This window comes from uncultured Bradyrhizobium sp. (genome assembly GCF_947648125.1).
Lineage (GTDB): Bacteria > Pseudomonadota > Alphaproteobacteria > Rhizobiales > Xanthobacteraceae > Bradyrhizobium.
On the sequence record NZ_CANSMR010000004.1, the window covers coordinates 57,054 to 82,194 of the forward strand.

The following is a 25,141-nucleotide window of genomic DNA, read 5'->3' on the forward strand; positions in this document are numbered from 1 at the left end:
CGTCAGGCGAGGTGCGGCAGTGCGGCCCCGAGCAGGCCGAGCCCGACGACCAGGAACGCGCCGGCGCAGGTCTCGAGGGCGGCCGTGCGCGACGGGGATGATTTTGTCACATAGGCGAGGGCTGACCCCACCCCGATACTCACGACGCTCAACACTCCGAACATTTAACCGGCCTCCCGATCCGATTTGTCCGGGTTTCACTACGACAGTTGAATTGAGCCCCCGTGCCGGAATTAGCTAAAATTCGATGGAACCGGCCGGAAAGGGTGCACTGAAGGACGGGTTGGGGCCTGCCTGCCGCAATTAACCACAATGCAACCAGCGGATGTCGGAGGCAGGCGCAAAGCGTAAAATTTGATATAAGTTAAACAAGTCCTTAAAGCGTATCTGTGTGTGGGCGGTTGGTTCATGTTTAGTGGGCGGGAGCGAGATGCCGGCTCGGCTGTGCGCTCCTTTTTTGCCACGTGCCTTGCAGCGGTTTTGTTTTGCGTCACAGCCGCGCGCAGTGCCGAGGCACATGTCAAATGGTTTTGCGCTTACGATGTCGCCGGGCAGCCCCGCGGACTCGAGAATGTCCTCTGCCTCGACTTTGAACTGCTGCTCGGCGTCGCCGTGTTCTGGCTGTTTGCGGGCTGCCTGATCGAGCCGACATCGCTGGGCGATGCGACCATTCGCGTGCTGGACCGAATTACCGAGAGACTGCGGCTGCACACCGAACTGATGATGCGTGCAGTCTGCGCGTTCTTCTTCATTTCGATCTGGGCCGTCGGCGGGATATTGCTGACGCCCGAGTTGAAGACGTCGTCACCGCTCGTGGGCGCGCTGCAGCTCGCCATCGCCGCCGGCATGCTGTCGCGGCGTACGCTGCCGCTGTCGGCCGTGGGGATGGCGATCCTGTTCGGCATCGGCGTTCGCGACTACGGTGTCTTCCATCTTGCCGACTACCCGATTTTTCTAGGTGTTGCCGCCTATTTTGCGCTGATCGGGCTGAACAAGGACCTGTTCGGGATCCGGCCGATCGACGTGATGCGGTACGCCGCGGCGGTGACGCTGATGTGGGCCTCGATCGAAAAATGGGCCTATCCGGAATGGAGCTTTCCGCTCCTGATTGAGCATGCCGGGATGAGCCTCGGCTTCGATAATGAATTCTACATGCGCGCCGCCGGCATGGTGGAGTTCACGCTCGCCTTTGCCCTGATCTGGACGCCGCTGATCCGGCGCTGCGCCGCCGCCGTGCTGACGGGGATGTTCATCAGCGCGTGCTTCGAGTTCGGCAAGATCGACACCATCGGACACTCGGCGATCATCGCCGTGCTGTTTGCGATTCTCGCCGACAACAAGGTGCTGCCGCGCGACCGTCGCGCGCCATGGCTTGCCCCGGTCGCGCTCTGTGCCGCGCTGTCGCTGACGCTGTTCGTCTACTATTTCGGCCACGCCGCGATCTTCAAGACCTCGGTCCTGTAGATCGTTGATGCCTGTGGGGGACTATTTGGCGACGTGGACGGCAAGCTTCATCTTCGGATGAATGCCGCACAACACGGTGTAGTCGCCGGGCACCGAAAAGGTGACGTCGAACTTGCTGCCCGGCTGCTGGTCGCCTGAGTCGAAACTGAACGTATCGGTGCTCAAATAAGCGTGATGAAGCAGCTCGCCATCATCGTTAATGAATCGTAAAACCTCGCCGCGCTTGATCGAGATATCTGCGGGCTTGAATTCACGATCCTTCTGCGAGATCACGAAGGGAGCCGCACCCAGAGCGGCGCCGGCTAGCGCTCCCGTGACAATCGCGGCCACTAAAGGCACGCGGACGGACTGGCCGAGGCGCAGGATGCGCAACAAGCCTGACTGCATGAGACCCTCGCTTGGAATTCCAATACCGGCTACTCGAGCGTGCAAATGATGTGTCCCGGATTACCTGTAAGAGTGATTATCGCCAGCTGATCTTAACGATTTCAGCATGAGTTGCAGTCACTACTAAAGCAATTTTGAGCAGACAGTCATTTTTCCGCAAAGCGCTGCGCGTTTCCGCGTAGCTTGAACATCGAGCACTACGGCGAAACGCGGGTATGGATAGCCTATTAGGCAACCTCAAGGTAAAGAGCGGTGCAGCCTTTCGGTTCGCGACCGGCGGCCTGTCGCGTCTTGCCCTGACCACGGGTTCGATCCGCACCCAGATCCTGATTTTCTGCCTCGCGATGAGCGCCGTTGCCGTCGCGCTCGGCGGATACTCCATTCTTGGCATCCGCCATGCCGGCGATCTGGTGGCCAAGACGTTCGACGAATCCCTGATGTCGATCAATTACGCCCGCGCGGCCGGTGCGGACTTCGCCTCGATGCGGGTCGCGTCGTCGCAGCGTCTGCTGACCACGGATCCGGAAATCCGGGCCAGCCTCGACAGCCAGATTGAAAAGCTCGCCAAGACGCTCGCGGAAGACCTGACGATCGCCGCCGACCGGTCGCAGTCCTCGCGCGCCGCGCAAGCCGCAGCCAAGGTTCAGGAGGCTGCCGACGCCTGGATGGCGCTGCATCGCCGTGCGATCGGATCGTCGGTCGAGGGAAATTCGGCTGCTGATCCGCAGCTATCGGGGACGACGGTCGGCGATGTCGATCGCTACTCCAAGATTGTCAGCCAGCAGGTCGAGCTCTTGGTCAACTATACGGCCGGCGACGGCTTTCTGTTCCGGCAAAAGGCGCTCTCGACGATCAAGCGGGATCTGCAGCTCAACGTCGCCGGTCTGACCGTCGCGCTGTTCCTGTCGGCGCTGTTCTCGTGGTTGTTGGCGCGCCGGATCATCGGGCCTGTCGCCATTGCATCGCGGGCCGCGCGGAGCATCGCCGGCGGTGACCTCGACGCGACCGTCCCCAAGGGTGGCACCGACGAACTCGGCACGCTGCTGACCGCCATGGAAACCATGCGCGACAACATCAGGCGGATGGTCGATCAAGAGGTATCGCAACGCCGGTCCGCGCAGGCGCGGCTTTCCGATGCGCTCGAAACGTCGCACGAAGGCGTCGTGCTGCTCGATGCGGATGGTCAGATCGCGCTGGCCAACTCGCGCGCCAGCGAATTCATCCGTCTCTCGCCGCAGCTTCTGCAGTCGGATCGGCTCGATGCGCCCAGCCTGGCGCCGGCCGACAGTGACTTCGATGGCTTCGCGAGCGAGGCGCAGCTTGCCGACGGACGCTGGCTGCGTGTCAGCCGCAGCGAGACGCAAGAGGGCGGCGTCGTCCTCGTCTACAGCGACATCTCCGCGTTGAAGCAGCAGAAGGCCGAGCTGCATGAAACCAATCTGCGGCTCGATGCGGCGCTTACGCACATGTCGCAGGGGCTGTGCCTTTACAACAGCGAGGCGCGACTGCAGGTCGCCAACCGCCGGTTCTGCGAGATATTCGATATTTCGCCGGAGCTCGTCGTTCCCGGAATGACCATGGAGGACGTGCTCGGCCTCAGCGTCGCCGCCGGCAATCACGGTGAGCGGACCGTCGCCGACCTGCTGGCGGAACGCGAGCGATCGATGGCCCAGCACGAGGGCAACTATCTGCAGCATCTCAGCGATGGACGGATCATTGCCATCGCGCAGCGGCCGACGTCGGACGGCGGCTGGCTCGTCACCTGCGAGGATGTCACCGAACAGCAGCGGGCCGAGTCGCAGATCGCGTTCATGGCCCGGCACGATGCCCTGACCAGGCTGCCGAACCGCACGTTGCTGGCGGAACGGATCGAGCTCGCGGTCGCTCAGGTCGGCCGCGGATCCGGCTTCGCGGTGTTCTGCCTCGATCTCGACAATTTCAAGCAGGTCAACGATACGCTCGGACATCCGGTCGGCGACGAATTGCTGTGTGCGGTCGCCGACCGCCTCAACGCCTGCGTCCGCGAGATCGATACCGTCGCGCGTCTGGGCGGCGACGAGTTCGCGGTTATCCAGTGTGGCGTCCAAGGCGGCGAGGAGGCCGAGCGCCTCGCTCGCCGCATCGTGGAATGCGTCGGCGCTCCCTATGAGCTGAACGGGCATCGCGTCGTGGTCGGATGCAGCGTCGGCATCTCGATGTCGCCGGGCGACGGCACCACCGGCGAGAAGCTCCTGAAGAACGCCGACGTCGCTCTGTATCGCGCCAAGATGGAAGGCCGGGGCACCTGGCGCTTCTTCGAGCCTGCGATGGACGCCAGCCTGCAGCGGCGCCGGGCGATCGAACTCGATCTCCGCGAGGCGATGGTCAAGGACGAGTTCTCGCTGTACTACCAGCCGCTTTACGATCTCCATCTCGACCGCATCTGCGGCTTCGAGGCGCTGCTGCGCTGGCATCACCCGAAGCGTGGGCTGGTGGCGCCGGACCAGTTCATCCCGATCGCCGAAGAGATCGGACTGATCGGCCCTTTGGGAGAATGGGTGCTCAATCGCGCCTGCGAGCAAGCCGTCACCTGGCCCAGCGAGATGAAGCTCGCGGTCAACGTCTCCGCGGTCCAGTTCCGTGATCCCGATTTCATCGACGTCGCCGTCGACGCGCTGGCGGCGTCAAAATTGTCGCCGCGCCGGCTGGAGCTCGAAATCACCGAGTCCGTCTTCCTGGCAAACAGTAGCGAGACGCTTGCGACGCTGCACAAGCTGAAGGCGCTGGGGCTGCGCATCGCGCTGGACGATTTCGGCACCGGCTATTCGTCGCTGAGCTATCTGCGCAGTTTCCCGTTCGACAAGCTCAAGATCGACAAATCCTTCGTGCGCGACGCGACCGCGACGCATGGATCGAAGTCGATCGTGCGCGCCGTCATCAGCCTTGGCAGAAGCCTCGGCATGACCACGATCGCCGAGGGCATCGAGACCGTCGAGCAGCTGGACCACATGCGGGCCGAGGGCTGCAACGAGGCCCAAGGCTTCCTGTTCAGTCATCCGGTCCCGGTGACCGAGATCGCGGGCAAGATCCTCGAATTGAGAAACGGCTTCAAGCCGGCTGCCGTCCAGCAGGCGATGGCGGGCTGATGGTGCGACCGTCGCGCAACGCGGCGGTCTAGCCGTTCAGCGTGACGCGAGCCGGAGCGCGAATCTTCCCGAAAACAACCTTCGGATCGAACGTCACCGGTATGAAGCAGGCGCTCCTCTCCAGGACGATGGTGGCTTCAAACGTCTTCCTGGTCATGCTGCGCGATACCGTGATCGACGATCGCCGAATGAAAAAGGCGGCCCAGCGGGCCGCCCTTCCATTCTAGCATCGCGCCTGTCTATCCACCATTGCCGCCAATGACGGCGCGCACGGTGTTGTCGGGGCCGAAATCCTCGGCGCTGTCGACATAGAGCAGTGCGGAGAGCTTCGATCGCGCGCGGTTGACGCGGCTCTTGATGGTGCCGACCGCGCAGCCGCAGATCGCCGCGGCATCCTCGTAGGAGAAGCCGGAGGCACCAACCAGGATCAACGCTTCGCGCTGGTCCTGCGGCAGCTTTTCGAGCGCCGCGCGGAATTCCTCGAACTCCAGATGCGCTGCCTGCGACGGCTGGCTCTTCAGCGTCTTGGCATAATTGCCTTCGGCGTCTTCCACCTCGCGCCGCCGCTTCCGGTAGTCGGAGCGAAACAGGTTGCGCAGGATGGTGAACAACCACGCGGGCAGGTTCGAGCCGGGCTGGAATGAGTCGATATTGGCGATCGCGCGCAGCAGGGTCTCCTGCACCAGATCGTCGGCGCGATCACCATTACCGGACAGCGAGATCGCGAACGCGCGCAGGCTCGGGACCGACGCCAGGATGTCGTCGCGAAGTTCATTCGTGAGAGGCATTAGTCCCCTCCATTGTTCTTGTCAGTATCGCCCCCGGCGACGGCCGCCGCGGCAGCCTCGGGTCCGTCGAGTTTGCGGATCAGCTCCGCAAAGCGGTCGGGCACCCCCTGCCGCACCACGTCGTCGTACATGGCGCGAAGCTGGTGGCCGATTCTCGATTGAATCTCGGCGTTGAGACCGCCCTGCTTCTTTACTTCCTTCATGATCTGATCCACGCTTCCCCGGGAGTTAAGTCTCTGATTCTCAAGTCGATTCCTCGAAAAAAGAGGCTGGCCGCGTTGCCTCGTCGGTCAGGAGCTAATGCAAAGTTGCGCAGAAAGTTCCGGAACGCTGGAACTATTTCGTGGAACTTTTCCGGCGCTCGCGCGTAGTCGGGCATGCAGGGGAACCGGGGTTGCCCCAAAAAATGGTACGCCGCCCCAGAGTACGGGTTTCAGGCCGGTTGGCCTAAGAACAGGATGGAGTGGGAATGTCCCGATCGCAGATCGTTGCCGAACACCTTCCGCTGCTGCGCCGTTATGCGCGCGCACTGACCGGAAACCAGGCGTCCGGGGACGCCTATGTCGGGGCCATGCTCGAGGCCCTGTTGCAGGACGGATCGTTGCTGGACCAGACGCACGGCCCGCGCGCCGGCCTGTTTCGGCTGTTCACCCAGATCTGGAATTCGGTATCGGTGAACAACAACGACAATGCCGACGTGGCGACGCTCTCGCTGCCGCCGGAGCGCCGGCTCTCCAACATCACGCCGCTGCCTCGGCAGGCTTTCCTGCTGCTGTCGTTGGAAGGCTTCTCGGAGGAGGAGGTCGGCTACATTCTCGGCACCGACATTGCCGAGACGCGCAAGCTGACCGATGCCGCCGGTCGCGAGATGGCCGCCGAGATCGCCACCGATGTCCTGATCATCGAGGACGAGACCTTCATCGCCATGGACCTCGAGAGCTTGGTGAAGAATCTCGGCCACAACGTCATCGGCGTTGCGCGCACGCATTCCGATGCGGTGGCGCTCGCCAAGAACAAGAAGCCCGGCCTGATCCTCGCCGACATCCAGCTCGCCGACGGCTCGTCCGGCCTCGATGCGGTGAATGAGCTGCTGCGCACCTTCGAGGTGCCGGTGGTGTTCATCACGGCCTATCCCGAGCGCTTCCTGACCGGCGAGCGGCCGGAGCCGGCGTTCCTGATCTCGAAGCCGTTCCAGCCGGCGATGGTGTCGGCGGTGGCGAGCCAGGCGCTGTTTTTCCAGCGCAACTCGCGCAACCGCACGCCGCGTGCGGCATCGGCATGAGCTGAGTTTACGCAAGAGGGCAAAATGCAAGCCGGCGTACCGAGAGGTACGCCGGTTTTTTGTGAGGAAGGCTCCCGAGCGTGGTGCGCCAAGCTACTTGCTGACGACGCGGACCGGCATCGTGCTGAGCGCCCGCAGGCCCGAGCTGTCGCGGAAGGCAAAGGGGCCCGCAATGTCGAACTGCTTCACGCGGCTGGCGAGCGCTGCGATCACGGCCTCCGCCTCCAGCCGCGCTGATGCGGCATGCGCGCTGCGAAGTGGAATCGGCTGCCTCCGCCTGCTAAGCGCGCCCCATGGATACGACGCAACGCGACCGAACGATCGGCTTTCGCTGCCTGGTGGTGACGGCCTTCGGCTGGGCCCTGAACTGGCCGCTGATGAAGCTGCTGCTGCAGCAATGGCCGCCGCTGTTCGCCCGCGGGTTGGCTGGGACCTGCGCGGCGGTGATCCTGGGCACGCTGGCGCTGGCCCGCGGCCAGTCGCTTGCGGTGCCGCGCGAGGCGGTCCCGCGGCTGTTGTTCGCTTCGTTCACCAATGTCTTCGCCTGGATGGGCTTCGGCACCATCGCGATGAAATTCGTCACGGTCGGCGAGGGCGCGCTCCTCGCCTACACCATGCCGATCTGGGCGATGCTGTTCGCCTGGCCGGTGCTGCACAGCCGCCCGACGCTGCGGGATCTGGCGGCGCTGGTGCTCGGCGTCGCCGGTGTCGCGCTCCTGCTCGGCGGCAACGGCTTTGCGTTCAGCGCCGACAAGCTCACTGGTATAGCGCTGGCGCTCGCCTGCGCCATCCTGTTCGCGCTCGGCAACGTGCTGAACCGCAAGCCGCTGCCGATGCCGCCGCTCGCGGTGGTCGCCTGGCAGGTCGGCATCGGCTGTCTCGTGATGCTGCTGCTCGGCGTTCTGTTCGAGCACCCGAATTATGCCGCGATCACGCCGTTCGGCCTCGGCTGCTTCGCCTATATGACGCTGATGCCGATGGGCATCTGCTATCTCACCTGGTTCGAGACGCTGCGCCGCCTGCCGCCGACATCGGCGTCGACCGGCATGCTGCTGGTGCCGGTCATCGGCGTGATTTCGGCCGCGATCATTCTCGGCGAGCCCCTGGGCCTGCGTGAGATCGGCGCGATGGCGCTGACGCTCGGCGGCGTGACGCTGGCGCTGCAGCGGGCATGAGTTGCCGGTCGAGGGAACCGACGTGCACGAGCCGCGTTCTCCTGAAAAGGGAGCTTAGCCATGCGCAAGGCGATCGCGCGGCTTGATGCGGAGCAGAAGGCGCAACTGCTTTATCTCGCAGATCTCGGAACGGCGATGTTTACCTCGGCGCTCGTGGTCTGCACGCTGAAAGCGGTCGTGGACCTGTTCGTCGCCGGCTGAACCGCCGCACCAGCGCCAACGCGCCGTCACTCCTCCTGCGGCGCGTCGCCTTGGGTGTGGCCATCCGGCCCCCGGTTAAACACCCCATACTCGCTCGACTTCACCCCCGCGCCTCCATCGACGCCGTTGCCGGCCAGACCGAGCCTGAGCAGCTCGCGGACCGCCGCGGCACGGGTCGGCATGCGGTGCTTGAAGCGGAAATCGTCGAGAGCCGATAATTCTTCAGGAGAGAGCATGACTTGAAGACGTTCAGCGCGAAGCTCATTCATCGCAAATCGCCCAGAATTAGTTAGTTGAGTATTTTGCTAAACGAGCCAAGTCGCGGCGGGTTCCACAGATTGAGACAAAAACACCGATTGAGCAAGTTTATCAAATTATATCAATGACTTACTAGAAAAATTAGAGGAACGGTCCGGCTGCCTTTCGCGTTATGTTGCGGGAGTGACGCCATGACCAACCACGTCAAGCTGCCCCGCAAGCTATCCGAGGAGCCGGAAGCGCCGGAACCGCGGCGCCCGAGCCACGCACGGGTGATCGATCAACTGGACCGCTGGGCCAACAGTCCCGGTCTTCAACCGCCAAGGGTGAGTGATGCAGAAGACGATTCAGAAGCGGAAGCGATCTGAGCCCCACACGTTCGAGCAGCGGCTCGACGAACACCGGGCGCGGCTCGAGCGCCAGCTCGCGGAATTGCCGCGCGGCGTCAAGCGCCAACAGATTGCCGCGCGGATCGAACAGCTGCGGACCGCCGTCGAGCTGAACGCGATGCTGTCGATGAGCGAATGAGCCAACACCGGCGCGGGATGCCCACTTGCTCCCGCCGCTGGGCGCGCCTACCATCCCTGCGTTGATGGGGATGGAGTCCCCCGATAACCGCCGCAAGGCTGATGACTCCTACCGGGCGCGACAGCGTCGGTAGGAGCATGCGCCACCGCCGATCCGCAGCGTGCCCCGCGAATGAGAAGGGGCAGAGCATGACGGGTCTTCCTGGGTCACTCTCAATCGCATTGTCGCTGGTCGGGTCGATCTGGCTCGTCGGTGTCGTCGCCTTGCTGGTCGGCGCCCCGGGCGAGCTGGTCGCCGCGACCTTCGTTGTTGGGTTGCTGGCGGGTTTTGCCGAGTGGCGAGCCGGAAAGGTGGAGCATTGAACGTTCAATTGTTGGCGGCGGTCGCAATCGGCGGTTCGCTGGGATCGGTCGCGCGCTATCTGGTGGCGATCGGCGCAGGGCGCCTGGTCGGCACCGAATTTCCCTGGGGCACGCTAGTGATCAATATCGTGGGCTCGTTCCTGATCGGCGTCTTCGCGGAGTCCTTCGCGCTGAGCTGGAATGTCAGCCAGGCGGTGCGGGTGTTTCTCACCGTGGGCATCTGCGGCGGCTTCACCACCTTCTCGACCTTTTCGCTTGATGCGATCGTGCTGATGCAGCGGGGCGAGCTATGGTCGGCCGGCGCCTACATCGCAGCCTCCGTTGCGCTGTCGATCCTCGCGCTGTTCGGCGGCCTGCTGCTGGTGCGGGCGTTCGCGGCCTAGCCGGTGGAATCGCGGCCGGTGTGCGGGTTCGCGTCCGGTCCGCGCGGGCGCCGTTCCAAAAAAGTGAAGGGCTGGAGGTATCGCCTGCCGCCGGAATCCTTGGCGCGCCCGGGACCAGCCGGTAGGATGGAACCCGGATCGAGGTCAGGGACCAAGGGAGAGACTGGGGAATGAAGCATGTCGACGTCGCGGTGATTGCTGCCACGTTGTGGCTGCTGGCGTCGATGGTGCTGGACATCCTGACGCCGAAGTCGATCACCGCGCTGATGATCGCCGCCGCGCTCGCCCCGCCGTTCCTGATCGGGATCGGCATCCATTTCGCACGCGAATATTTCAAGGCGAAGCGGCGCAGCTACCCGCCGCCGCGGTTGGACGAACACTTCGAGAACTAAGCGCAGCAGGTCTGCAAGACGGGTTGCACTTGCTGCATTGAACTGCGTCGATGGCTTGTTAAGCTCGTGCCATGACCGAGCATCTCCCCGATACGATCAGCCGCCTCTACACCGACCCCGGCGAATATGTCGACAGCGACCATCCCGCCGTCGAGGCCTTCGCCCGCGCTGCTGTCCCACCCGACGCCAGCGCACGCGACAAAGCGAGCCGGCTCTACACCGCGGTACGCGACGGCATCCGCTACAACCCCTATGTCAGCATGCGTTCGCCCGAGAGCTACCGGGCCTCCAGCGTGCTCGCCGCCGGCAATGGCTACTGCGTCGGCAAGGCGGCGCTCTACGCCGCGGCCTGCCGGGTCCACGGCATCCCGGCCCGGGTCGGCTTCGCCGATGTCCGCAATCATCTCACCACCGAGAAGCTGCGCCAGAGCATGGGGTCGGACCTGTTCACCTGGCACGGCTTCACCGAAGTGTTCGTCGACGGCGCCTGGCGCAAGGCGACCCCGACCTTCAACGACACGCTGTGCGCCAAGCTCGGCGTCAAGCCACTCGATTTCGACGGCCATTCGGATGCGCTGCTGCACCCGTTCGACGGCGCGGGGCGCGCCTACATGCAGTATGTCAACGACCACGGCACCTATCACGACGTCCCCGCCAAATTCCTGATGCGCGAGATGGCGCGCGAATACACCAACATGCAGGGCGAGGACATGTCCGGCCGCGACATGGAGCGCGAGGCGGCGGAGCAATAGCGCGGGCGCGCTGCGAACGCGGTGCGCTCACGGAAGCCATCCTGGCTGTAGGTGCGCCGGCTGAGGGGCGGTGTCATGGATGCGGAGCTGCCGAAAGCTCAGGTGAGCCGCCCGGCCCCGGGCTGGGAGGACGCGGTCGCGCTGACCGGCTTCATCCTGGTCGCGGTCGGCCAGGCCTCCAACCAGGTGCTGGCGCGCGGCCTTGCCGGTTCGGTGCCGCCGTTCTCGCTGGCTTTCTTCCGCTGGAGCATCATCGCCATCGGCCTCGCGCCGTTCGCGATCGCGGCGATCCGGGACGGCAAGATCCCGCTGGCGCAGAATTTCTGGCCGATCCTCGCCGCGGGCTTTCTCGGCATGTTCCTGTGCGGCGGCCCGGTCTACATCGCGGGTATCACCACCACCGCGATCCATATCGCGCTGATCTTCGCGCTGTCGCCGATCATGGTGCTGCTGATCTCGGCCGGGCTCGGCATCGAGCATATCGGTCCACTGCAATGGCTCGGCACGGCGCTGGCGCTCGCCGGTGCACTCTTGATCGTCTCGGGCGGCCATCTGGAAACGCTGACGCAATCGAGCGCGGCCTGGGGCGATCTGCTGGTGGTGTGCGCGATGCTCGGCTGGTCCGGCTACACGCTGGTGCAATCGCGCGTCGCGCCGCGTGCTTCGCTGCTGGCGCGGGTCAGCCTGTTCTCGGCGGCCGGCGCGCTTTGCTCGCTGCCGCCGGCGCTCCAGGAGATGTGGGCGACGCCGGCTGCGGTGTTCAACGCCCGGGCGTTCGAGGCCTATGTCTTCGCCGGTCTCGTCCCGGGCCTGATCGCCTATGCCGGCTTCGCCTGGCTCGGCGCAAGGTTCGGCTCGGTGCGGACGTCGCTCGTGCTCTATGTCGCGCCAATCGCGAGCGCGCTGCTGTCCTGGATCATCCTTGGCGAGCCGCCGACGGTGATCCACCTGGTTGGCGGCTTGCTGATCCTCGGCGGCGTCTGGGCGAGCCTGCGCAAATAGATCCAGCTCCTTCCGGGGTGGAACCTTTTCCGGCCTCGTGCGTTGAATCCAACGTTGATTCAAGAGCTTAGTTGGAGGTCGTATGAATCTTACTCCCGAGCAGCGCAAGGTCCGTAACGAGCAGCGTCAGCAAGACGCGTCGCAGGCGATGAAGGAGCACCTCGCCCACGAGAAGGCGTTCTACGACAACTTCCACCGCCTCAAAGCCGAGCGGCAGGCGCGTGAAGCCGCGGAATCACGGAAGAAATCCGCTGCGAAATAGGCGCCGGGAGCCACTCCCATCGTCCGGATTGCCCGGATCTGACAGACCGAGAAGGAGCGGAAGCGAGGGGGGCGAGCACGGCGCAAGTGAGTTCGCCCGAATGACGCGACGAAATCTCCAGGCTTATGGAGGACGTCAGATGTATTTTGCCGATACGAAACCGGTCACTTGCAAATGCGGCGAACCCCTGAGCGAACTGATGCTCGTCGACGACCAGACGACCGAAATCACGTTTCATATCGGTCGTTGCCCGTCATGCCGTGAAGTGACGGTCGTTCGATCCCAGGACATGCCATCAAACGACAATGCCTGAAGCGGGCGATCCTCTCGTTTGGCGGAAGGACCAGTCCTTTGTGTGTGACTTCCAATGCGCGAGATGAGTGACAGGCCGGCTGACGCATCGTTCACGGCAGGGCCGAAAAAAGAGCAGGGCGCGACCGGCATCACCACGGTCGCGCCCTACGTCGCCGGTCAATGGGGCAGGGGGAATAACCGGCTCTTCCAATGACTCGCAGACCCCCGGACTCGTTCCGCGCGAATCAAAATTTTTTCGTACACGGTTAAGTGATGGCTGGACGCGAGAACCCCACAGGTTTCGTTCGCGTTGTGTCCGTGATCGCCAAAGGGAATTTCCATGGGGCGAGGGACATCACCATGTCAAATATTCAAAAGGGAATTTTCGCTGCGTTGGCGGCTGGGCTGACGCTGGGCGCGGTCCAGCTGGCGTCCGGCCACGATCTCATTGGCGGGCAGCAGGTCACCACCGCTTTGGCGCCGGAGAGCGCGGTCAATCGGGCCGCCAAGACCGATCGTGCCGCGGTTCCGATTGCCGCCCTGCCGAGCCGGACCGTCGCGCTGAAGCTTGATCGGCTTCCCGATACGTCGGTCCTGGTCCGCGTTCCCGTGGCGCGGGAAGAAGCTCGCAATCACCCTGCGGCGCCCGCCCGGGCGCGGCCCGGCGACACCCGCAAAGTGGCTTGCGAGCCCGTGGTCAGCGTCCTGACCGAAGTGGCCAAGCTGCTGCAGCCCGGCCGCTGCGTGACCTGAGCACCCCTTGAACGGTGTCATCGCCCGGCTTGACCGGGCGATCCAGTACGCCGCGGCCCATCGGCTCAACAATGACTGTCTCTGGAATACTGGATCGCCCGGTCAAGCCGGGCGATGACAGCAGTGCTTGTTGGTGGGCTATTCCTCTTCGTCCGGCTTGCTGCTGCCGGCGGCGCTGCGGCTTGCCATCAGGCCGAGTGCGAGGCCGCCGACCGCCAGAATCGGGATCAGCCGCTTCACGCCGATGGCGCGCACGATCTGCAGGCCGGTCGCGATCAATGCAGGGTCGGTGAGCATTGTTGCCGCGGCGGATTTCGCGGCCTTTGCCGCTTTCTCGGCACGCCTCTGCATCTCGCGCTTGCGCACCATGTAAACGGCAATGGCGATCAGCGTGACGACCAGGAACACCGCGGCGCCGGACAAGCACGCCTCCACCGGACCGTAGTGCTGCAGCACATAGACGAAGGCCGCCGCGCACAGGAAGGCGATGGTGACGAACAGCGCCATCGCGGCGGCAGCCGCAAGCGATGTCAGCCGCAGCGCGCTGCCGGTGGATTGCTTGACGTCATCGATCAGCCGCTGAAGCATTGACCAACCTTGTCCTGAAAAGCTCTGCTTTGAATCTTGCCTTGAAGAGCGCATCGACAAACGAGGTGGCGGCGCGCCAGCGCTGCCATCGCGTCCAGAGCGGTGGTTTGCGCATGACCTAGCGCCGCCAGGTGAGGCCGATCAAAAAGCCGAGGCCGAGCGCAAGGCCGACGGTCGCCAGCGGCCGCTGCGTGATCACCTCTTCCAGCGATTCCTCGATCGAGGATGCCGCATCCTGCGCCGCGCCCATCATCGCGCTGCCGCGCTCCGACATGTCGTCGAGGGTCGATTCCGCGTTGGCGCGCGCATCCTTGTAGCGGCGGCGGGCCTGCTTGCCTGCGTTGTTGGCAAACGAGTTGAGCGCGTCTGTGATCTGCTCGGTGAGGGCTGCGATATCGTTCTTCACGGCAGTGACATCCTTTTCGAGGCGTTCGTAGGTCGCTTTGTCGGTCATGTTCTTGATCCCAAATGCGCTGTCCGTGCTCGACATCGAAAGCTCCCGGAGAACGTGTGTGTCTGGAGAAAAACGCTTCGCATCGCGCAAGGTTCCAGATGCGAAACCGAGGTTAGCCGTCAGGCAGCTGCGGCGAATTGACCGGCATCAAATGCTCCTTCACGATCAACGCCACGATCAGCAGCGGCGACGACAGGAAGGCGCCCATCGGGCCCCACAGCCAGGTCCAGAACGCGAGCGCGAGAAAGACCGCGAGCGCATTCAGTGACAGCCTGCGGCCGACGATCGTCGGCGTCACGAAATGTCCCTCCATGAAGGTCACGACCGCAAAGCACGCCGGCGCGATCAGCCCCGCGCCGATGGTCGGCGAGGAGATGATGCCGACCGCAACCAGCACCACGAACATCGCGACCGGGCCGATGATCGGAATGAAGTTCAGCGTCGCGGCGAGCGCGCCGAGTCCGGCCGCGTTGGGCATGCCCGTCGCCGCGCAGATCGCACCGGTGACGATGCCGACGCCGGCATTGATCATGGTGACCGTCAGCAGATAGTTGCCGAGGTGGGTTTCGAGCTCGTTGAGGATTCGCAGCGTGCGCAGCCGCGCCGCGCGTTCGCTGAAGGTCATCACCAGGGCGCGGCGCAGATCCTTCCAGCTCGCGATGAACAGGATCAGGGTGGCAATGAACAGCAGGAATTCGGCGAAGGTCGGCGACAGGAATTCCAGCGTCGGCTGCACCCATTCGAATTTCGGCATCTGGAATGTCGCCAGCGTATCGGGGCCGCCGACCATGCTCTGCAGCTCCTGCCACAGTGCGAGCGGCCGGTCGAACACATGCAGCTTCTGCCTCAGGATGGCGCCGAGCTCGGGCAGCCGTGAGCTCCAGTCCATGACAGGCGAGGCGATCAGTCCGACCATGAAGCTGACCGCGGCGCCGACCGCGATCACGATCAGCACCGCGCCGACCGCGCGCGGGATCCGGTAGCGCTCGAGCAGGCTCGCCGCCGGCGACAGCATGGTGCCGACGATGAAGGCCATGGTGATTGGAAGGAAGACGGCGCGCGCGAGATAGAGCACTCCGACGATGACAATCACCAGCAGCGCGACCAGCGCGAAGGCGACGACCTCGGCGCGGCTGATCACCGGCGGCGTTTCAGCTTTGCTGTCGGGGAGGGGCGTGCCTTCGGGCGCGTTGCCAAGCATACGTTCACCCGGAAAGGCGCGCACCAGACTCCTCCCGAATGGGGACAAATGAATTTCGCATCAAATTGCGCGTGACAACGGCATTGCCCGGCAAAGGTTCCATCGCGCTCTCGTGAGACGCGCCGGGTTGACAATCGCGGCTTCACGACGATTCGCAACGGAACTGTCTGATGGTCACGCGCGTTGGTTGGGCATCGCATCACCATGATGCGCATCCCGTCCAGGGGCAGCACATGACACAGCAGTCTCTCTCCAGCCGCCGGCTTGCGTCGCGCGCCGTGCGCACCTTTGCCTTCGCCAGCGTCCTGCTCGCGACGCCATTCATTATCGCCAATTCGGCCAGCGCCCAAGTCAGCGCTCAAGTCCGCTCGTCTGCGCTCGGCTATGCGTCCACCCAGCCGGGTGCTTTCCCCTCCGACGAGGTGATGAACGATCCTTCGGCCGGGGCCAGCGAGGACGGCGCGCTGCCGGAGCGGCTGCGCCGCACCACCGTCGCGCTCAACACAACAGAGGCGCCCGGCACCGTCATCATCGATACCGGCAACACCACGCTCTATTACGTGCTCGGCGGCGGCCGGGCGATCCGCTACGGCGTCGGCGTCGGCCGCGAAGGATTCACCTGGGCGGGCACCCAGACCATCAGCCGCAAGGCCGAGTGGCCGGACTGGCATCCGCCGGCCGAGATGATCAAGCGCCAGCCCTATCTGCCGCGCTTCATGGCCGGTGGCCCGGGCAACCCGCTTGGTGCCCGCGCGATGTATCTCGGCTCCAGCGAGTACCGCATCCATGGCACCAACGATCCGTCGACGATCGGCAAGTTCGTGTCGTCGGGCTGCATCCGCCTGACCAATGAAGACGTCTCCGACCTGTTCAGCCGGGTCGATGTCGGGACCAGGGTGGTGGTGCTGCCGAAGAACGCGCCGCATCTTGCCGCACGCGAACTCGGCCCGAGCACGACGCAGATCTCGGTCCGGCCGGCGCCGATGCAGCCGCGCCCCGCGGTGATGACGCTGCCGTCCGGCCGTCAGGCGATGAACATCCCGGCGACTTCCCCGTTGTACTGAGGAGTGTTGTAGCGAGGGGTCGGTGATGGTGAAGCGATATTCCAGGCGGTTGGCGTTCGGGACGGCGGCATTGCTTGGCCTGTCCCTTGCGCCCGCTGCGCAAGCTCAGGATTTCTTCTCGCAGCTGTTCGGCGGCTTCATGCAGGGCCGTCCGCCGGTGATCCGGATGCCGTTCGATGATGGCCCGGCGCCAGTGCCGCGGGCCGAGCGGCGCGCGCGCTATGATGTCGGCCAGGCCTATTGCGTGCGCACCTGCGACGGCCGTTATTTCCCGCTGGCTGCGACCGGCAACCAGAGCAAGGCGGAGAGCTGCAACAGCTTCTGCCCGGCGAGTGCGACCGAAGTGGTTTATGGCGGCAACATCGACAACGCCGCGACGGAGGACGGCAAGCCCTATTCCGAGCTGCCGAATGCATTCCGTTATCGCGACGAGATCGTTTCGGGCTGCACTTGCAACGGCAAGGACCCTGTCGGGCTCGCCGCGGTGAAGATCGAGGACGATCCGACCTTGCGCAAGGGCGACATCGTCGCCGGCAAGGATGGGTTGATGTCGGTCGGCCGCGCAGACCGGCGCGGCGCATCTCTCAACTTCACGCCGGCGCCGGATCGCATCCGCGCCAAGTATCAGCGCGCGCCGGTGCTGGCGCGCGAATAGCGTCGCTCACGCGAGATCGGCCGCTTCGGTTCCTTGGTCCGGAACCGGTCTTGCTCCTGCACGTTAGCAACGGGCGAACAGCACATTCACCGATGCCATCAGGGGGCCCCGCATGCTCGTCGGCGTACTCGTCACCTTCCTTGTCATTATTCTCGTACTTTATCTCATCAACATGCTGCCGCTCGACGGCCGCGCCAAGCAGATCGCGCGCGTCGTCGTCATCATCATCGGCATCGTCTCGCTGCTGAAATATTTGGCGGTGTTCTAGATTCGTCATTGCGAGCCACCGGGTCGCGCGAACGCGCGCCCGGTGACAGGCTCCGCGAAGCAATCCATCTCACCGCGCGAGTGGAGCAATGGATTGCTTCGTCGCTTCACTCCTCGCAACGACGTCGATGCAGCACCATGAGGATCTACAGTTTAGCCGCGAAACAAGAGGTATACCCTCGTCCACCGATGTCATCGCCCGGCTCGACCGGGCGATCCAGTACGCCGCGGCTCTTCCGCTCAAGCACTGCGGTCTCTGGAATACTGGATCACCCGCATGCGCGGGTGATGACACTGCGTGGTGTGACACCTTGAATCGGGAACCATCCTCATCGTCGTCCCTGCGAAAGCAGGGACCCATAACCACAACTGCCAATTGCTGGGCGATGCTGGAACGACGAGTGCCTTCAACAAGGTCCGCCGCGGCGTATGGGTCCCTGCTCCCGTGCGCAATTGCGCACTAGGCAGGGACGACGTGTTGGAGGAGCCGCAGACTCACATCGCGATTTCTGGATAATAGAATAATGCCGCTGATTTGCCCGACGAGTCAAGTTGTCGTGTCCGCCGGCTACTTTGCATGGGGTTGTTTTCGATATTTTGGCAGTGCGCCCCTGCGACGGCAGGCTATCGCATCCGGCTATTCTAGCGTCACTCGCGGCGCCAACAAAAAAGCCCCGGCTCATCGCCGGGGCTTTTGCTTGTCGTCGCGACCCGCGGGATCAACCCGCGGCCTTGGCCTCGCGGCGGCGCGCGGTCAGGATGTACTCGGTGTAGCCATTCGGCTGGGTGCGTCCTTCAAATACGAGGTCGCAGGCTGCCTTGAAGGCGACGCCGTCGAATGCCGGCGCCATCGGCTTGTAGAGGGCATCGCCGGCGTTCTGCTTGTCGACGACGACGGCCATCCGCTTCAGCGACTCCATCACCTGATCCCTGGTGATGACGCCCTGATGCAGCCAGTTCGCCAGATGCTGGCTCGAGATGCGCAATGTGGCGCGGTCTTCCATCAGGCCGACATCGTGGATGTCGGGCACCTTGGAGCAGCCGACGCCCTGGTCGATCCAGCGCACGACATAGCCGAGGATGCCCTGGCAGTTGTTGTCGATCTCCTGCTTCACATCATCCGGCGCCCAGTTCGACTGCGACACCGGAATGGTGAGGATGTCGGAGAGTTTTGCGCGCGGCCCGCCCTTGGCGAGCGCCTGCTGGCGGGCGATCACGTTGACCTGGTGATAGTGCAGGGCGTGCAGCGTGGCCGCGGTCGGCGACGGCACCCAGGCGGTGGTGGCGCCGGCCTGCGGGTGGCCGATCTTCTGCGCCAGCATGTCGGCCATCTTGTCCGGCGCTGCCCACATGCCCTTGCCGATTTGGGCATGGCCGGGCAGGCCGTCGATCAGGCCGTTGTCGACGTTCCAGTCTTCATAGGCCTTGATCCACGGCTGTGCCTTCATGTCGTTCTTGCGGATCATCGGACCTGCTTCCATCGAGGTGTGGATCTCGTCGCCGGTGCGGTCGAGGAAGCCGGTGTTGATGAACATGATGCGCTTGGAGGCGCGCTGGATGCAGGCCTTGAGATTGACCGTGGTGCGGCGCTCCTCGTCCATGATGCCGACCTTCAGCGTGTTCTCCGGCAGCGAGAGCATCTTCTCGACCTCGGCGAACAGGTCGCAGGTCAGCGTCACCTCGTCGGGGCCGTGCATCTTCGGCTTGACGATATAGGCCGAGCCGGTGCGGCTGTTCCTGACCTTGGAATTGCCCTTGAGGTCGTGGATCGCGAGCAGGCCAGCGACCGCGGCGTCCAGCAGGCCCTCGGGGATCTCTTCGCCCTTGGCGTCGAGCACCGCGTCGGTGAACATGTGGTGGCCGACATTGCGCATCAGCAGCAGGCTGCGGCCGTGCAGCTTCAGCTCGCTGCCGTCGGGCTTCTTGTAGAGGCGGTCGGCATTGAGCGAACGCGTCAACGTCTTGCCGCCCTTGTCGAAATCGGCCGACAGCGTGCCGTTCATCAGGCCGAGCGTGTTGCGATAGACCAGCACCTTGTCCTCGGCGTCGACGGCGGCGACCGAGTCTTCCATGTCGAGAATGGTCGAGACCGCCGATTCCAGGATCATGTCGGCGACGCCGGCCGGATCGTCCTTGCCGATGACGTTGCTGCGATCGATCTTGACCTCGACATGCATGCCGTTGTTGACGAGCAGGATCGCGGTGGGCTGGGCGGCGTCGCCGAGATAGCCGGCGAACTGGGCGCCGTTCTTCAGCGCGGTCGAATTGCCGCTCTTCAGCTTGACCGAGAGCTGGCCCGCGATCACGCTGTAGGAGGTCACGTCGGTGTGGCTTCCGGTCGCGAGCGGCACGGCGGCGTCGAGGAACGCCTTTGCCTTCGCGATCACCTTGTCGCCGCGGGCCTTGTTGTAACCCTTGCCACTCTCGCTCGGATCATGCGGGATCGCATCGGTGCCGTAGAAGGCGTCGTACAGCGAACCCCAGCGCGCGTTGGCGGCGTTCAGCGCGTAGCGGGCGTTGGTCAGCGGCACCACGAGCTGCGGGCCACAGATCTTGCCGATTTCCTCGTCGACATTTGATGTCTCGACCTTGTGGGTCGCGGGCTCGGGCAGCAGATAGCCGATGTCCCTGAGGAACACGGTGTAGGCGTTGATGTCGAACGCCTTGCCCTTGTTGGCGCGATGCCAGTCGTCGATCTTGGCCTGCAAGGTGTCGCGGACCGCGAGCAGCTCGCGATTCTTCGGGCCGAGCTTCTGGATGATGGCGGCGAGTCCTGCCCAGAACGCGTCAGGCGCGATCCCGGTTTTCGGCGTCGCCTCGTTGGCGATGAAATCGAACAGGACAGGGGCGATCTTCAATCCATGGGCATCGACACGAGTCATGATGGGCTTTCTCAAAGAAATGGGGCGTTTAGGGGCTGCTTTCGAAAGAAATCAGCAAAAAACGCGCCAAAGGGCGGCGTTCACGGCTCTTTTAGCCTTAAAGCCACGGTTCTGAGAAGGCCCCCTTTCCCCCGGCGCTGCACCGGCAGAGCGCGCGGTCAGGGCGCCCTGGTTCGCACCTTGGTGGCGATCAGCAATGCGGCGAGCAACAAGGGAATTGCGCCTGCCACGAACACGGCCGCCGCGCCCATCAAATCAAGCACCAGCCCGCCGCCGGCCGCGCCCATGGTGATGCCGAGGAAGATCGAGGCCACCGTGAGGCCAGTGCCGCTTTCGGTCTCATCGGGCACCATGCGGGTGATCCAGGTCGTCGTCGCAACCGGTACGTCGCTGAAGGCAAAGCCCCAGAGTGCGACCAGCGCCAGCGCCGGAATGACGTCCTTGCCATAGACCGAGAGCAACAGACCGAGCACGCTGATCGCGAGCGGCGTCGCGATCAGCGTGAGCTTGAGATTGCGCTCGGCCATCAGCCCGCTCGCGAAGGAGCCGATATAGTTGGCAACGCCGAAAGCAAGCAGCGTTGCCGCGACGCCGGCAGCGCCAAGCCCGGTCACGCTTTCAAGGAAGGGACGGATGTAGCCGAAATAGCCGAAATGTCCGGTGAATACCAAGGTTGCCGCGAAGATGCCGGCACCGATCCCCGGCCGTGTCAGGATGTCGATCAGGGTGCCGAGCCCGGCTTCTCCCTTCGGGACCAAACGCGGCAGAGCGAGTGCCTGGACGACGAACACCGCCGCGCCCAGTGCCGTCGCGAGCAGGAACACGGAGCGCCAGCTCGCGACCTCACCCAGATAGCTGCCGAGCGGAACGGCAATGATCATCGCGGCGGGAATGCCGCTCATCACGATCGACAAGGCACGTGCAACCAGTGACGGCGGCACCAGCCTGATCGTCGTGGCTGCCGCCATCGCCCAAAAGCCGCCAATGGCGAGGCCGAGCACGATCCGCGCGGCGAGGAGGAACGTGATGTCCGGCGCCAGCGCCACCAGCAGATTGGAGATGACCAGGAGAATCGAGAAACTGAGCAGCACCGGCTTTCGATTGAAGCTGCGGGTCAGTCTCGGCGTGAACAATGCGCCGACCAGGCCGGCCAGCGAGGTCGCCGTCACCGCCTGACCGGCGAGGCCCGGACTTACACCGAGGTCCTTCGCCATCGGCGTCAACAGGCCCGACGGCAGGAATTCCGCGGTCAGAAGTGCGGTCACGCCCAGCATCATTGCGACGACGGCGCCCCAGGCGGGCTCTTCCGATGAGACCGGCTTGTCACCAGCCTTGAGTGCGACTTCGCCGGGCATCAGCGCAACGACATCGGCGTGCGCCAGAGCGGGGTCCACTTCTTGATCCATTGCCCGAAACTTCCATCTTATGTTGCAGCGCCGCAGACATAGGCTGGAGGTTTTGGACAATCTATGCCATAAACACTCCAATGTTTGATCGTTCGTCCAAATCGCCCGCCGCCTATACGACCGACGCCGCCGTCGATCTGGTGAGCGAATTGTTGCTCGGGATGCGGCTCGAGGGCGTTCACTACCGTCGGGTCCAGACGCGGGCTCCGTTCGGTTTTCGCTTCGAGACGCCGTACGGACGCGCGCAATTCCACTTCGTCGCGCATGGCACGGCGCTGCTGCGCTACGCCGATGCGGCGCTGCTTCCCCTCGGGTGCGGTGACGCAATCTTCCTGCCGCGCGGCGGCGCGCATGATCTCGTCTCGGCCGCGGACGAGCCGAGCTGTGACGTCGAGCGTTTCGAGACCGAGACGCTGTGCGGCAATGTCGATGTGACGTCGGCCTGCCCTGAGGGATGCCCGCAGGACGAGTCGGTCCTGGTCTTCAGCGCTTGCATGAATTTCGATCTTGGCGGCATGCGCCCGCTCATCGCCCTGATGCCCGAGGTGATGCGGGCCGACACGTTGCTTGTGCGCCAGCCGGAGATCGAACCCATGCTGAAGGCGATGGAGCGAGAGACCTGCACGCCGCGGGCCGGTTCCGTCGGCGTGATGGCGCGGCTCGCCGATGTTCTCGCCGCGTCGATCGTGCGCGGCTGGGTCGAATGCGGCGGCGACAACGCCATGGGCTGGTTCGAGGCGTTGCGTGATCCGCGTCTCGGCCGCGCGATCGGAGCGCTGCATCGCGCTCCCGGCCGCAACTGGACTGTTGCTGAACTGGCGGCGGAGGCGGGTTGCTCGCGCTCGCTGTTCGCCGAGCGCTTCCAGTCGATGACCGGGCAATCGCCGCTGCGTTATCTTGCCGAGCTGCGCATGCGCCTCGCGACACAGTGGATCGAACATGAACGCCAGCCGATCGATGTGATCGCGCAACGGCTGGGCTATGCGTCACAGGCGGCCTTCAGCCGCGCGTTCAAGCGTGTCACCGGGCAATCGCCGGGGATGGTGCGGCACGGGGGCGGAAGCCGCCGCGCGGCGGAGTAGGTGTCGGGCGAAGGGCTCTAGAAGTCGGCGTCAATCGTGAGACCGGACCCGCGCTGTCTCACACCGCCGTCATGCCCCGCCTTGAGCGGGGCATCCAGTACGCCGCGGCTTCTCGATTCAAGCGCCGGCGTCTCTGGAATACTGGATCGCCCGGTCGAGCCGGGCGATGACAGCGGAGTTAGACGGCGACGGATGACAATGCAGGCTAGATATTCGCCGCGAGGTCGGTCAGCTCGTCGAACAGGATGCCGGTGCTGGCCAGCATCCGCTCGATCTCGTCGGTGGCATCGCTGACCGAGCGGTTCGAGGTGTCGATGGTCAGTTCGTTGCCGGTCGGCGGCTGGTAGTCATTGGTGATGCCGGTAAAGGAGGGTAATCCGCCGGAGCGCGCCTTGGCGTAGTGGCCCTTGGGGTCGCGGGTCTCGCAGACCTCGGCAGGCGTCGCGACATAGATTTCGCGGAACGCGCTGTCGGCGATGCGGCGGGCGGCCGCGCGGTCGGCGGTCGACGGCGAGACCGCGGCGACGATGGCGATATGGCCGTTGCGCGCCAGATGGGTCGCGACCTCGGCAAGGCGGCGGATGTTCTCGGATCGATCCTGCGGCGAGAAGCCGAGGTCGCTGTTCAGCCCGGCGCGGAAGGTGTCGCCATCGAGCAGGATCGGCGAGCCGCCATTGCCGAACAGGCGCCGCTCCAGCGCCCGCGCCAAGGTCGACTTGCCCGAACCGGGCAGGCCGGTCAGCCAGATCACCGCGCCATTGTGATGATAGCGCGCCGAGCGCTCGTCCGGCCGCAGCGCGGATTCCACCGGCACGATGTCGATCGGCACCGCAGGCCGGCCGGCATCGACCGACAGCACGAGGCCGCCGCCGGCGATGCGCCCGTTGACCTCGATCACGAGGCGGCCGGTGCGCGGATTCTCGGTGTAGGGATCGGTCGCAACCGGCTGCGCCAGCGAGATGTCGATCTCGCCGACATGGTTGCGCGCGATCGCGGTGTTCTCTTCGTTGGACAGCGCGCCGGGATCGATCGCCTTTTCGATCGCGACCACGGTGGCGCGGCTTTCCCTGGTGCCGAGCCGGATCAGGATCTGCTCGCCCTTGGTCAGCGGCTTGTCGTGCAGCCAGAAGATCCGGGCGCGGATGCGGCGGGTATCGCGCGGGCTCTGCCCGCTATGTCCGATGATGTCGCCGCGCTCGAGGAACAGCTCGCGGTCGAGGGTGATGCCGACCGAGCGCCCGGCGCCCTGCGGGCCGTGCACCGGTGTCACCGGCCAGCTCTCGACCGTCTTGATCTTCGCGATCTTGCCCGCGGGCATGATGACGATCTCGTCGCCAGCCTTCAGGCTGCCGGACTCGATACGGCCCGCAACGATGCGGCGGTCGTCGAACTTGTAGATCGCCTGCACCGGCAGCCGCAGCGGCAGCTCCGCCAGCTGTGGTGCCGGCTCGAGCGCATCGAGCGCCTCGACCACGGTCGGTCCCTCGTACCATCCGATCCGCGGCGTGTGTTCGGCAACGCCGTCGCCGTCGCGCGCGGAGATCGGGACCACGGCGGTCGGCGTCACGCCGAGACCGATCAGATGCGCCGAAATTTCGTCGCTGATCTCCTTGAAGCGATCGGCACTGAAATCGACCCGGTCCATCTTGTTGACGACGACCGCGACCTGCTTCACGCCGAGCAGATGCAGGAGATAGCCGTGCCGCCGCGTCTGCGAGCGGACGCCTTCGAGCGCGTCGATGATCAACACCGCGCCGTCGGCCTGCGAGGCGCCGGTGATCATATTGCGCAAAAACTCTGCGTGGCCGGGCGCGTCGATCAGCACGACGTCGCGCGAGCGGGTGCGGAAGCGGATCTGGGTGGTGTCGATGGTGATGCCCTGGTCGCGCTCGGTCTGCAGCGCGTCGAGCAGGAACGACCATTCGAACGGCATGCCGCGCCGCGCGCTGACCGCCTTCAGCATCTCCAGCTTGCCGTCCGGCAGGCTGCCGGTCTCATGCAGCAGGCGGCCCACCAGGGTGGACTTGCCGTGGTCGACATGGCCGACGATGACGATGCGCACCTGGGGACGCGTGGTGCCGTTGGGGGTCGCCGAGATCGAGGCGGTGGGAAGGATCATGTTCATCAGAGCACT

General features: G+C 64.5%; 31 protein-coding genes and 1 riboswitch. Of the genes, 20 read left to right on the top strand and 11 right to left on the bottom strand.

The annotated features are described in order from the left end of the window. Positions 1–2: 2 nt before the first annotated feature. The gene (locus tag Q0030_RS09685; protein ID WP_298365904.1) at positions 3–164 is read right to left on the bottom strand and encodes a hypothetical protein; all 162 of its coding nucleotides are present in this window, start codon (positions 162–164) and stop codon (positions 3–5) included. 316 nt (positions 165–480) lie between these two features. On the opposite strand from Q0030_RS09685, the gene Q0030_RS09690 reads away from it, so the two are divergent. Then, positions 481–1,464 carry a hypothetical protein gene (locus Q0030_RS09690; RefSeq protein ID WP_298365906.1) on the top strand — a complete coding sequence of 328 codons (984 nt, stop codon included), beginning with the start codon at positions 481–483 and terminating at the stop codon, positions 1,462–1,464. Positions 1,465–1,485: 21 nt separating this feature from the next. Here the strand turns inward: Q0030_RS09690 and Q0030_RS09695 are convergent, their stop codons facing one another. Continuing rightward, positions 1,486–1,851, bottom strand: coding sequence for a methylamine utilization protein (locus tag Q0030_RS09695; protein WP_298365908.1), 366 nt, complete (start codon positions 1,849–1,851; stop codon positions 1,486–1,488). 215 nt (positions 1,852–2,066) lie between these two features. On the opposite strand from Q0030_RS09695, the gene Q0030_RS09700 reads away from it, so the two are divergent. Beyond that, complete coding sequence (locus Q0030_RS09700; RefSeq protein WP_298365910.1) at positions 2,067–4,976, top strand: EAL domain-containing protein; 2,910 nt, start codon at positions 2,067–2,069, stop codon at positions 4,974–4,976. Between the two features lie 101 nt (positions 4,977–5,077). Continuing rightward, positions 5,078–5,203, top strand: coding sequence for a hypothetical protein (locus Q0030_RS09705; protein WP_298365912.1), 126 nt, complete (start codon positions 5,078–5,080; stop codon positions 5,201–5,203). A 12-nt stretch (positions 5,204–5,215) separates the two neighbouring features. Here the strand turns inward: Q0030_RS09705 and Q0030_RS09710 are convergent, their stop codons facing one another. Together Q0030_RS09710 and Q0030_RS09715 are read right to left on the bottom strand one after the other, a co-directional pair. Beyond that, entirely contained in the window at positions 5,216–5,764 is a 549-nt protein-coding gene (locus Q0030_RS09710; RefSeq protein WP_016847265.1) for a sigma-70 family RNA polymerase sigma factor, read from the bottom strand. Then, positions 5,764–5,967: a NepR family anti-sigma factor gene (locus tag Q0030_RS09715; RefSeq protein ID WP_018269610.1), complete on the bottom strand. Its 204-nt coding sequence runs from the start codon at positions 5,965–5,967 to the stop codon at positions 5,764–5,766. The genes Q0030_RS09710 and Q0030_RS09715 overlap by 1 nt, the downstream gene beginning before the upstream one ends. Before the next feature lie 266 nt (positions 5,968–6,233). On the opposite strand from Q0030_RS09715, the gene Q0030_RS09720 reads away from it, so the two are divergent. The 3 genes from Q0030_RS09720 (at position 6,234) to Q0030_RS09730 (ending at position 8,422) form a co-directional block, all read left to right on the top strand. Then, a complete protein-coding gene (locus Q0030_RS09720; protein ID WP_016847263.1) occupies positions 6,234–7,046 on the top strand; it encodes a response regulator in 813 nt (270 codons plus the stop codon). A 293-nt stretch (positions 7,047–7,339) separates the two neighbouring features. Further along, on the top strand, positions 7,340–8,221 hold the full coding sequence (locus tag Q0030_RS09725; RefSeq protein WP_298365916.1) for a DMT family transporter: 882 nt from the start codon (positions 7,340–7,342) through the stop codon (positions 8,219–8,221). 60 nt (positions 8,222–8,281) lie between these two features. Further along, positions 8,282–8,422 carry a hypothetical protein gene (locus Q0030_RS09730; RefSeq protein ID WP_173643732.1) on the top strand — a complete coding sequence of 47 codons (141 nt, stop codon included), beginning with the start codon at positions 8,282–8,284 and terminating at the stop codon, positions 8,420–8,422. Between the two features lie 26 nt (positions 8,423–8,448). Here the strand turns inward: Q0030_RS09730 and Q0030_RS09735 are convergent, their stop codons facing one another. Further along, positions 8,449–8,691, bottom strand: a complete 243-nt coding sequence (locus Q0030_RS09735; RefSeq protein ID WP_298365917.1) for a hypothetical protein — start codon at positions 8,689–8,691, stop codon at positions 8,449–8,451. Between the two features lie 180 nt (positions 8,692–8,871). On the opposite strand from Q0030_RS09735, the gene Q0030_RS09740 reads away from it, so the two are divergent. The 10 genes from Q0030_RS09740 (at position 8,872) to Q0030_RS09785 (ending at position 13,408) form a co-directional block, all read left to right on the top strand. Further along, entirely contained in the window at positions 8,872–9,048 is a 177-nt protein-coding gene (locus tag Q0030_RS09740) for a hypothetical protein (protein ID WP_171947849.1), read from the top strand. Continuing rightward, a complete protein-coding gene (locus Q0030_RS09745) occupies positions 9,014–9,208 on the top strand; it encodes a hypothetical protein (RefSeq protein WP_298365919.1) in 195 nt (64 codons plus the stop codon). The genes Q0030_RS09740 and Q0030_RS09745 overlap by 35 nt, the downstream gene beginning before the upstream one ends. Positions 9,209–9,265: 57 nt before the next feature. Beyond that, positions 9,266–9,326, top strand: a riboswitch (Fluoride riboswitch). A gap of 70 nt (positions 9,327–9,396) precedes the next feature. Continuing rightward, positions 9,397–9,570, top strand: a complete 174-nt coding sequence (locus Q0030_RS09750; RefSeq protein WP_298365920.1) for a hypothetical protein — start codon at positions 9,397–9,399, stop codon at positions 9,568–9,570. Beyond that, the gene (crcB, locus tag Q0030_RS09755) at positions 9,567–9,953 is read left to right on the top strand and encodes a fluoride efflux transporter CrcB (protein WP_076860855.1); all 387 of its coding nucleotides are present in this window, start codon (positions 9,567–9,569) and stop codon (positions 9,951–9,953) included. Before Q0030_RS09750 ends, crcB begins: the two co-directional genes overlap by 4 nt. Before the next feature lie 170 nt (positions 9,954–10,123). Continuing rightward, complete coding sequence (locus tag Q0030_RS09760) at positions 10,124–10,345, top strand: hypothetical protein (protein ID WP_097673775.1); 222 nt, start codon at positions 10,124–10,126, stop codon at positions 10,343–10,345. 71 nt (positions 10,346–10,416) lie between these two features. After that, positions 10,417–11,097 (top strand): transglutaminase family protein, encoded by a 681-nt coding sequence (locus Q0030_RS09765; RefSeq protein WP_298365923.1) that lies wholly within the window; start codon positions 10,417–10,419, stop codon positions 11,095–11,097. A 75-nt stretch (positions 11,098–11,172) separates the two neighbouring features. Next, on the top strand, positions 11,173–12,099 hold the full coding sequence (locus tag Q0030_RS09770; RefSeq protein WP_298365926.1) for a DMT family transporter: 927 nt from the start codon (positions 11,173–11,175) through the stop codon (positions 12,097–12,099). 82 nt (positions 12,100–12,181) lie between these two features. Then, positions 12,182–12,361 (top strand): hypothetical protein, encoded by a 180-nt coding sequence (locus Q0030_RS09775; protein WP_298365928.1) that lies wholly within the window; start codon positions 12,182–12,184, stop codon positions 12,359–12,361. 139 nt (positions 12,362–12,500) lie between these two features. Further along, positions 12,501–12,674 carry a hypothetical protein gene (locus Q0030_RS09780; protein ID WP_298365930.1) on the top strand — a complete coding sequence of 58 codons (174 nt, stop codon included), beginning with the start codon at positions 12,501–12,503 and terminating at the stop codon, positions 12,672–12,674. Positions 12,675–13,015: 341 nt separating this feature from the next. Beyond that, complete coding sequence (locus Q0030_RS09785; RefSeq protein ID WP_298365933.1) at positions 13,016–13,408, top strand: hypothetical protein; 393 nt, start codon at positions 13,016–13,018, stop codon at positions 13,406–13,408. 138 nt (positions 13,409–13,546) lie between these two features. On the opposite strand, the gene Q0030_RS09790 is transcribed toward Q0030_RS09785, so the two are convergent. The 3 genes from Q0030_RS09790 to Q0030_RS09800 all read right to left on the bottom strand — a co-directional run bounded on the left by Q0030_RS09790 (position 13,547) and on the right by Q0030_RS09800 (position 15,675). Beyond that, positions 13,547–13,996 (bottom strand): hypothetical protein, encoded by a 450-nt coding sequence (locus Q0030_RS09790; protein WP_298365937.1) that lies wholly within the window; start codon positions 13,994–13,996, stop codon positions 13,547–13,549. 118 nt (positions 13,997–14,114) lie between these two features. Beyond that, positions 14,115–14,486 (bottom strand): DUF883 family protein, encoded by a 372-nt coding sequence (locus Q0030_RS09795; protein ID WP_166210958.1) that lies wholly within the window; start codon positions 14,484–14,486, stop codon positions 14,115–14,117. A gap of 76 nt (positions 14,487–14,562) precedes the next feature. Further along, on the bottom strand, positions 14,563–15,675 hold the full coding sequence (locus Q0030_RS09800; RefSeq protein WP_298365943.1) for an AI-2E family transporter: 1,113 nt from the start codon (positions 15,673–15,675) through the stop codon (positions 14,563–14,565). 209 nt (positions 15,676–15,884) lie between these two features. On the opposite strand from Q0030_RS09800, the gene Q0030_RS09805 reads away from it, so the two are divergent. The 3 genes from Q0030_RS09805 to Q0030_RS09815 all read left to right on the top strand — a co-directional run bounded on the left by Q0030_RS09805 (position 15,885) and on the right by Q0030_RS09815 (position 17,638). Then, positions 15,885–16,715: a L,D-transpeptidase gene (locus Q0030_RS09805; protein WP_298365945.1), complete on the top strand. Its 831-nt coding sequence runs from the start codon at positions 15,885–15,887 to the stop codon at positions 16,713–16,715. Between the two features lie 25 nt (positions 16,716–16,740). Further along, positions 16,741–17,370: a DUF2865 domain-containing protein gene (locus tag Q0030_RS09810; protein ID WP_298366589.1), complete on the top strand. Its 630-nt coding sequence runs from the start codon at positions 16,741–16,743 to the stop codon at positions 17,368–17,370. 112 nt (positions 17,371–17,482) lie between these two features. Then, positions 17,483–17,638, top strand: a complete 156-nt coding sequence (locus Q0030_RS09815) for a Thivi_2564 family membrane protein (protein ID WP_021076357.1) — start codon at positions 17,483–17,485, stop codon at positions 17,636–17,638. A gap of 718 nt (positions 17,639–18,356) precedes the next feature. Here Q0030_RS09815 and Q0030_RS09820 read toward each other — a convergent pair. Continuing rightward, a complete protein-coding gene (locus Q0030_RS09820) occupies positions 18,357–20,519 on the bottom strand; it encodes a malate synthase G (protein ID WP_298365948.1) in 2,163 nt (720 codons plus the stop codon). A 158-nt stretch (positions 20,520–20,677) separates the two neighbouring features. Continuing rightward, positions 20,678–21,925, bottom strand: a complete 1,248-nt coding sequence (locus Q0030_RS09825; protein ID WP_298365951.1) for an MFS transporter — start codon at positions 21,923–21,925, stop codon at positions 20,678–20,680. On the opposite strand from Q0030_RS09825, the gene Q0030_RS09830 reads away from it, so the two are divergent. Beyond that, positions 21,925–23,007, top strand: coding sequence for an AraC family transcriptional regulator (locus Q0030_RS09830; protein WP_363323437.1), 1,083 nt, complete (start codon positions 21,925–21,927; stop codon positions 23,005–23,007). The two genes, Q0030_RS09825 and Q0030_RS09830, sit on opposite strands and share 1 nt — an antisense overlap. A 205-nt stretch (positions 23,008–23,212) precedes the next feature. Here Q0030_RS09830 and cysC read toward each other — a convergent pair whose 3' ends face one another. Beyond that, positions 23,213–25,132 (bottom strand): adenylyl-sulfate kinase, encoded by a 1,920-nt coding sequence (gene cysC / locus Q0030_RS09835; RefSeq protein ID WP_298365953.1) that lies wholly within the window; start codon positions 25,130–25,132, stop codon positions 23,213–23,215. Between the last annotated feature and the right edge of the window lie 9 nt (positions 25,133–25,141).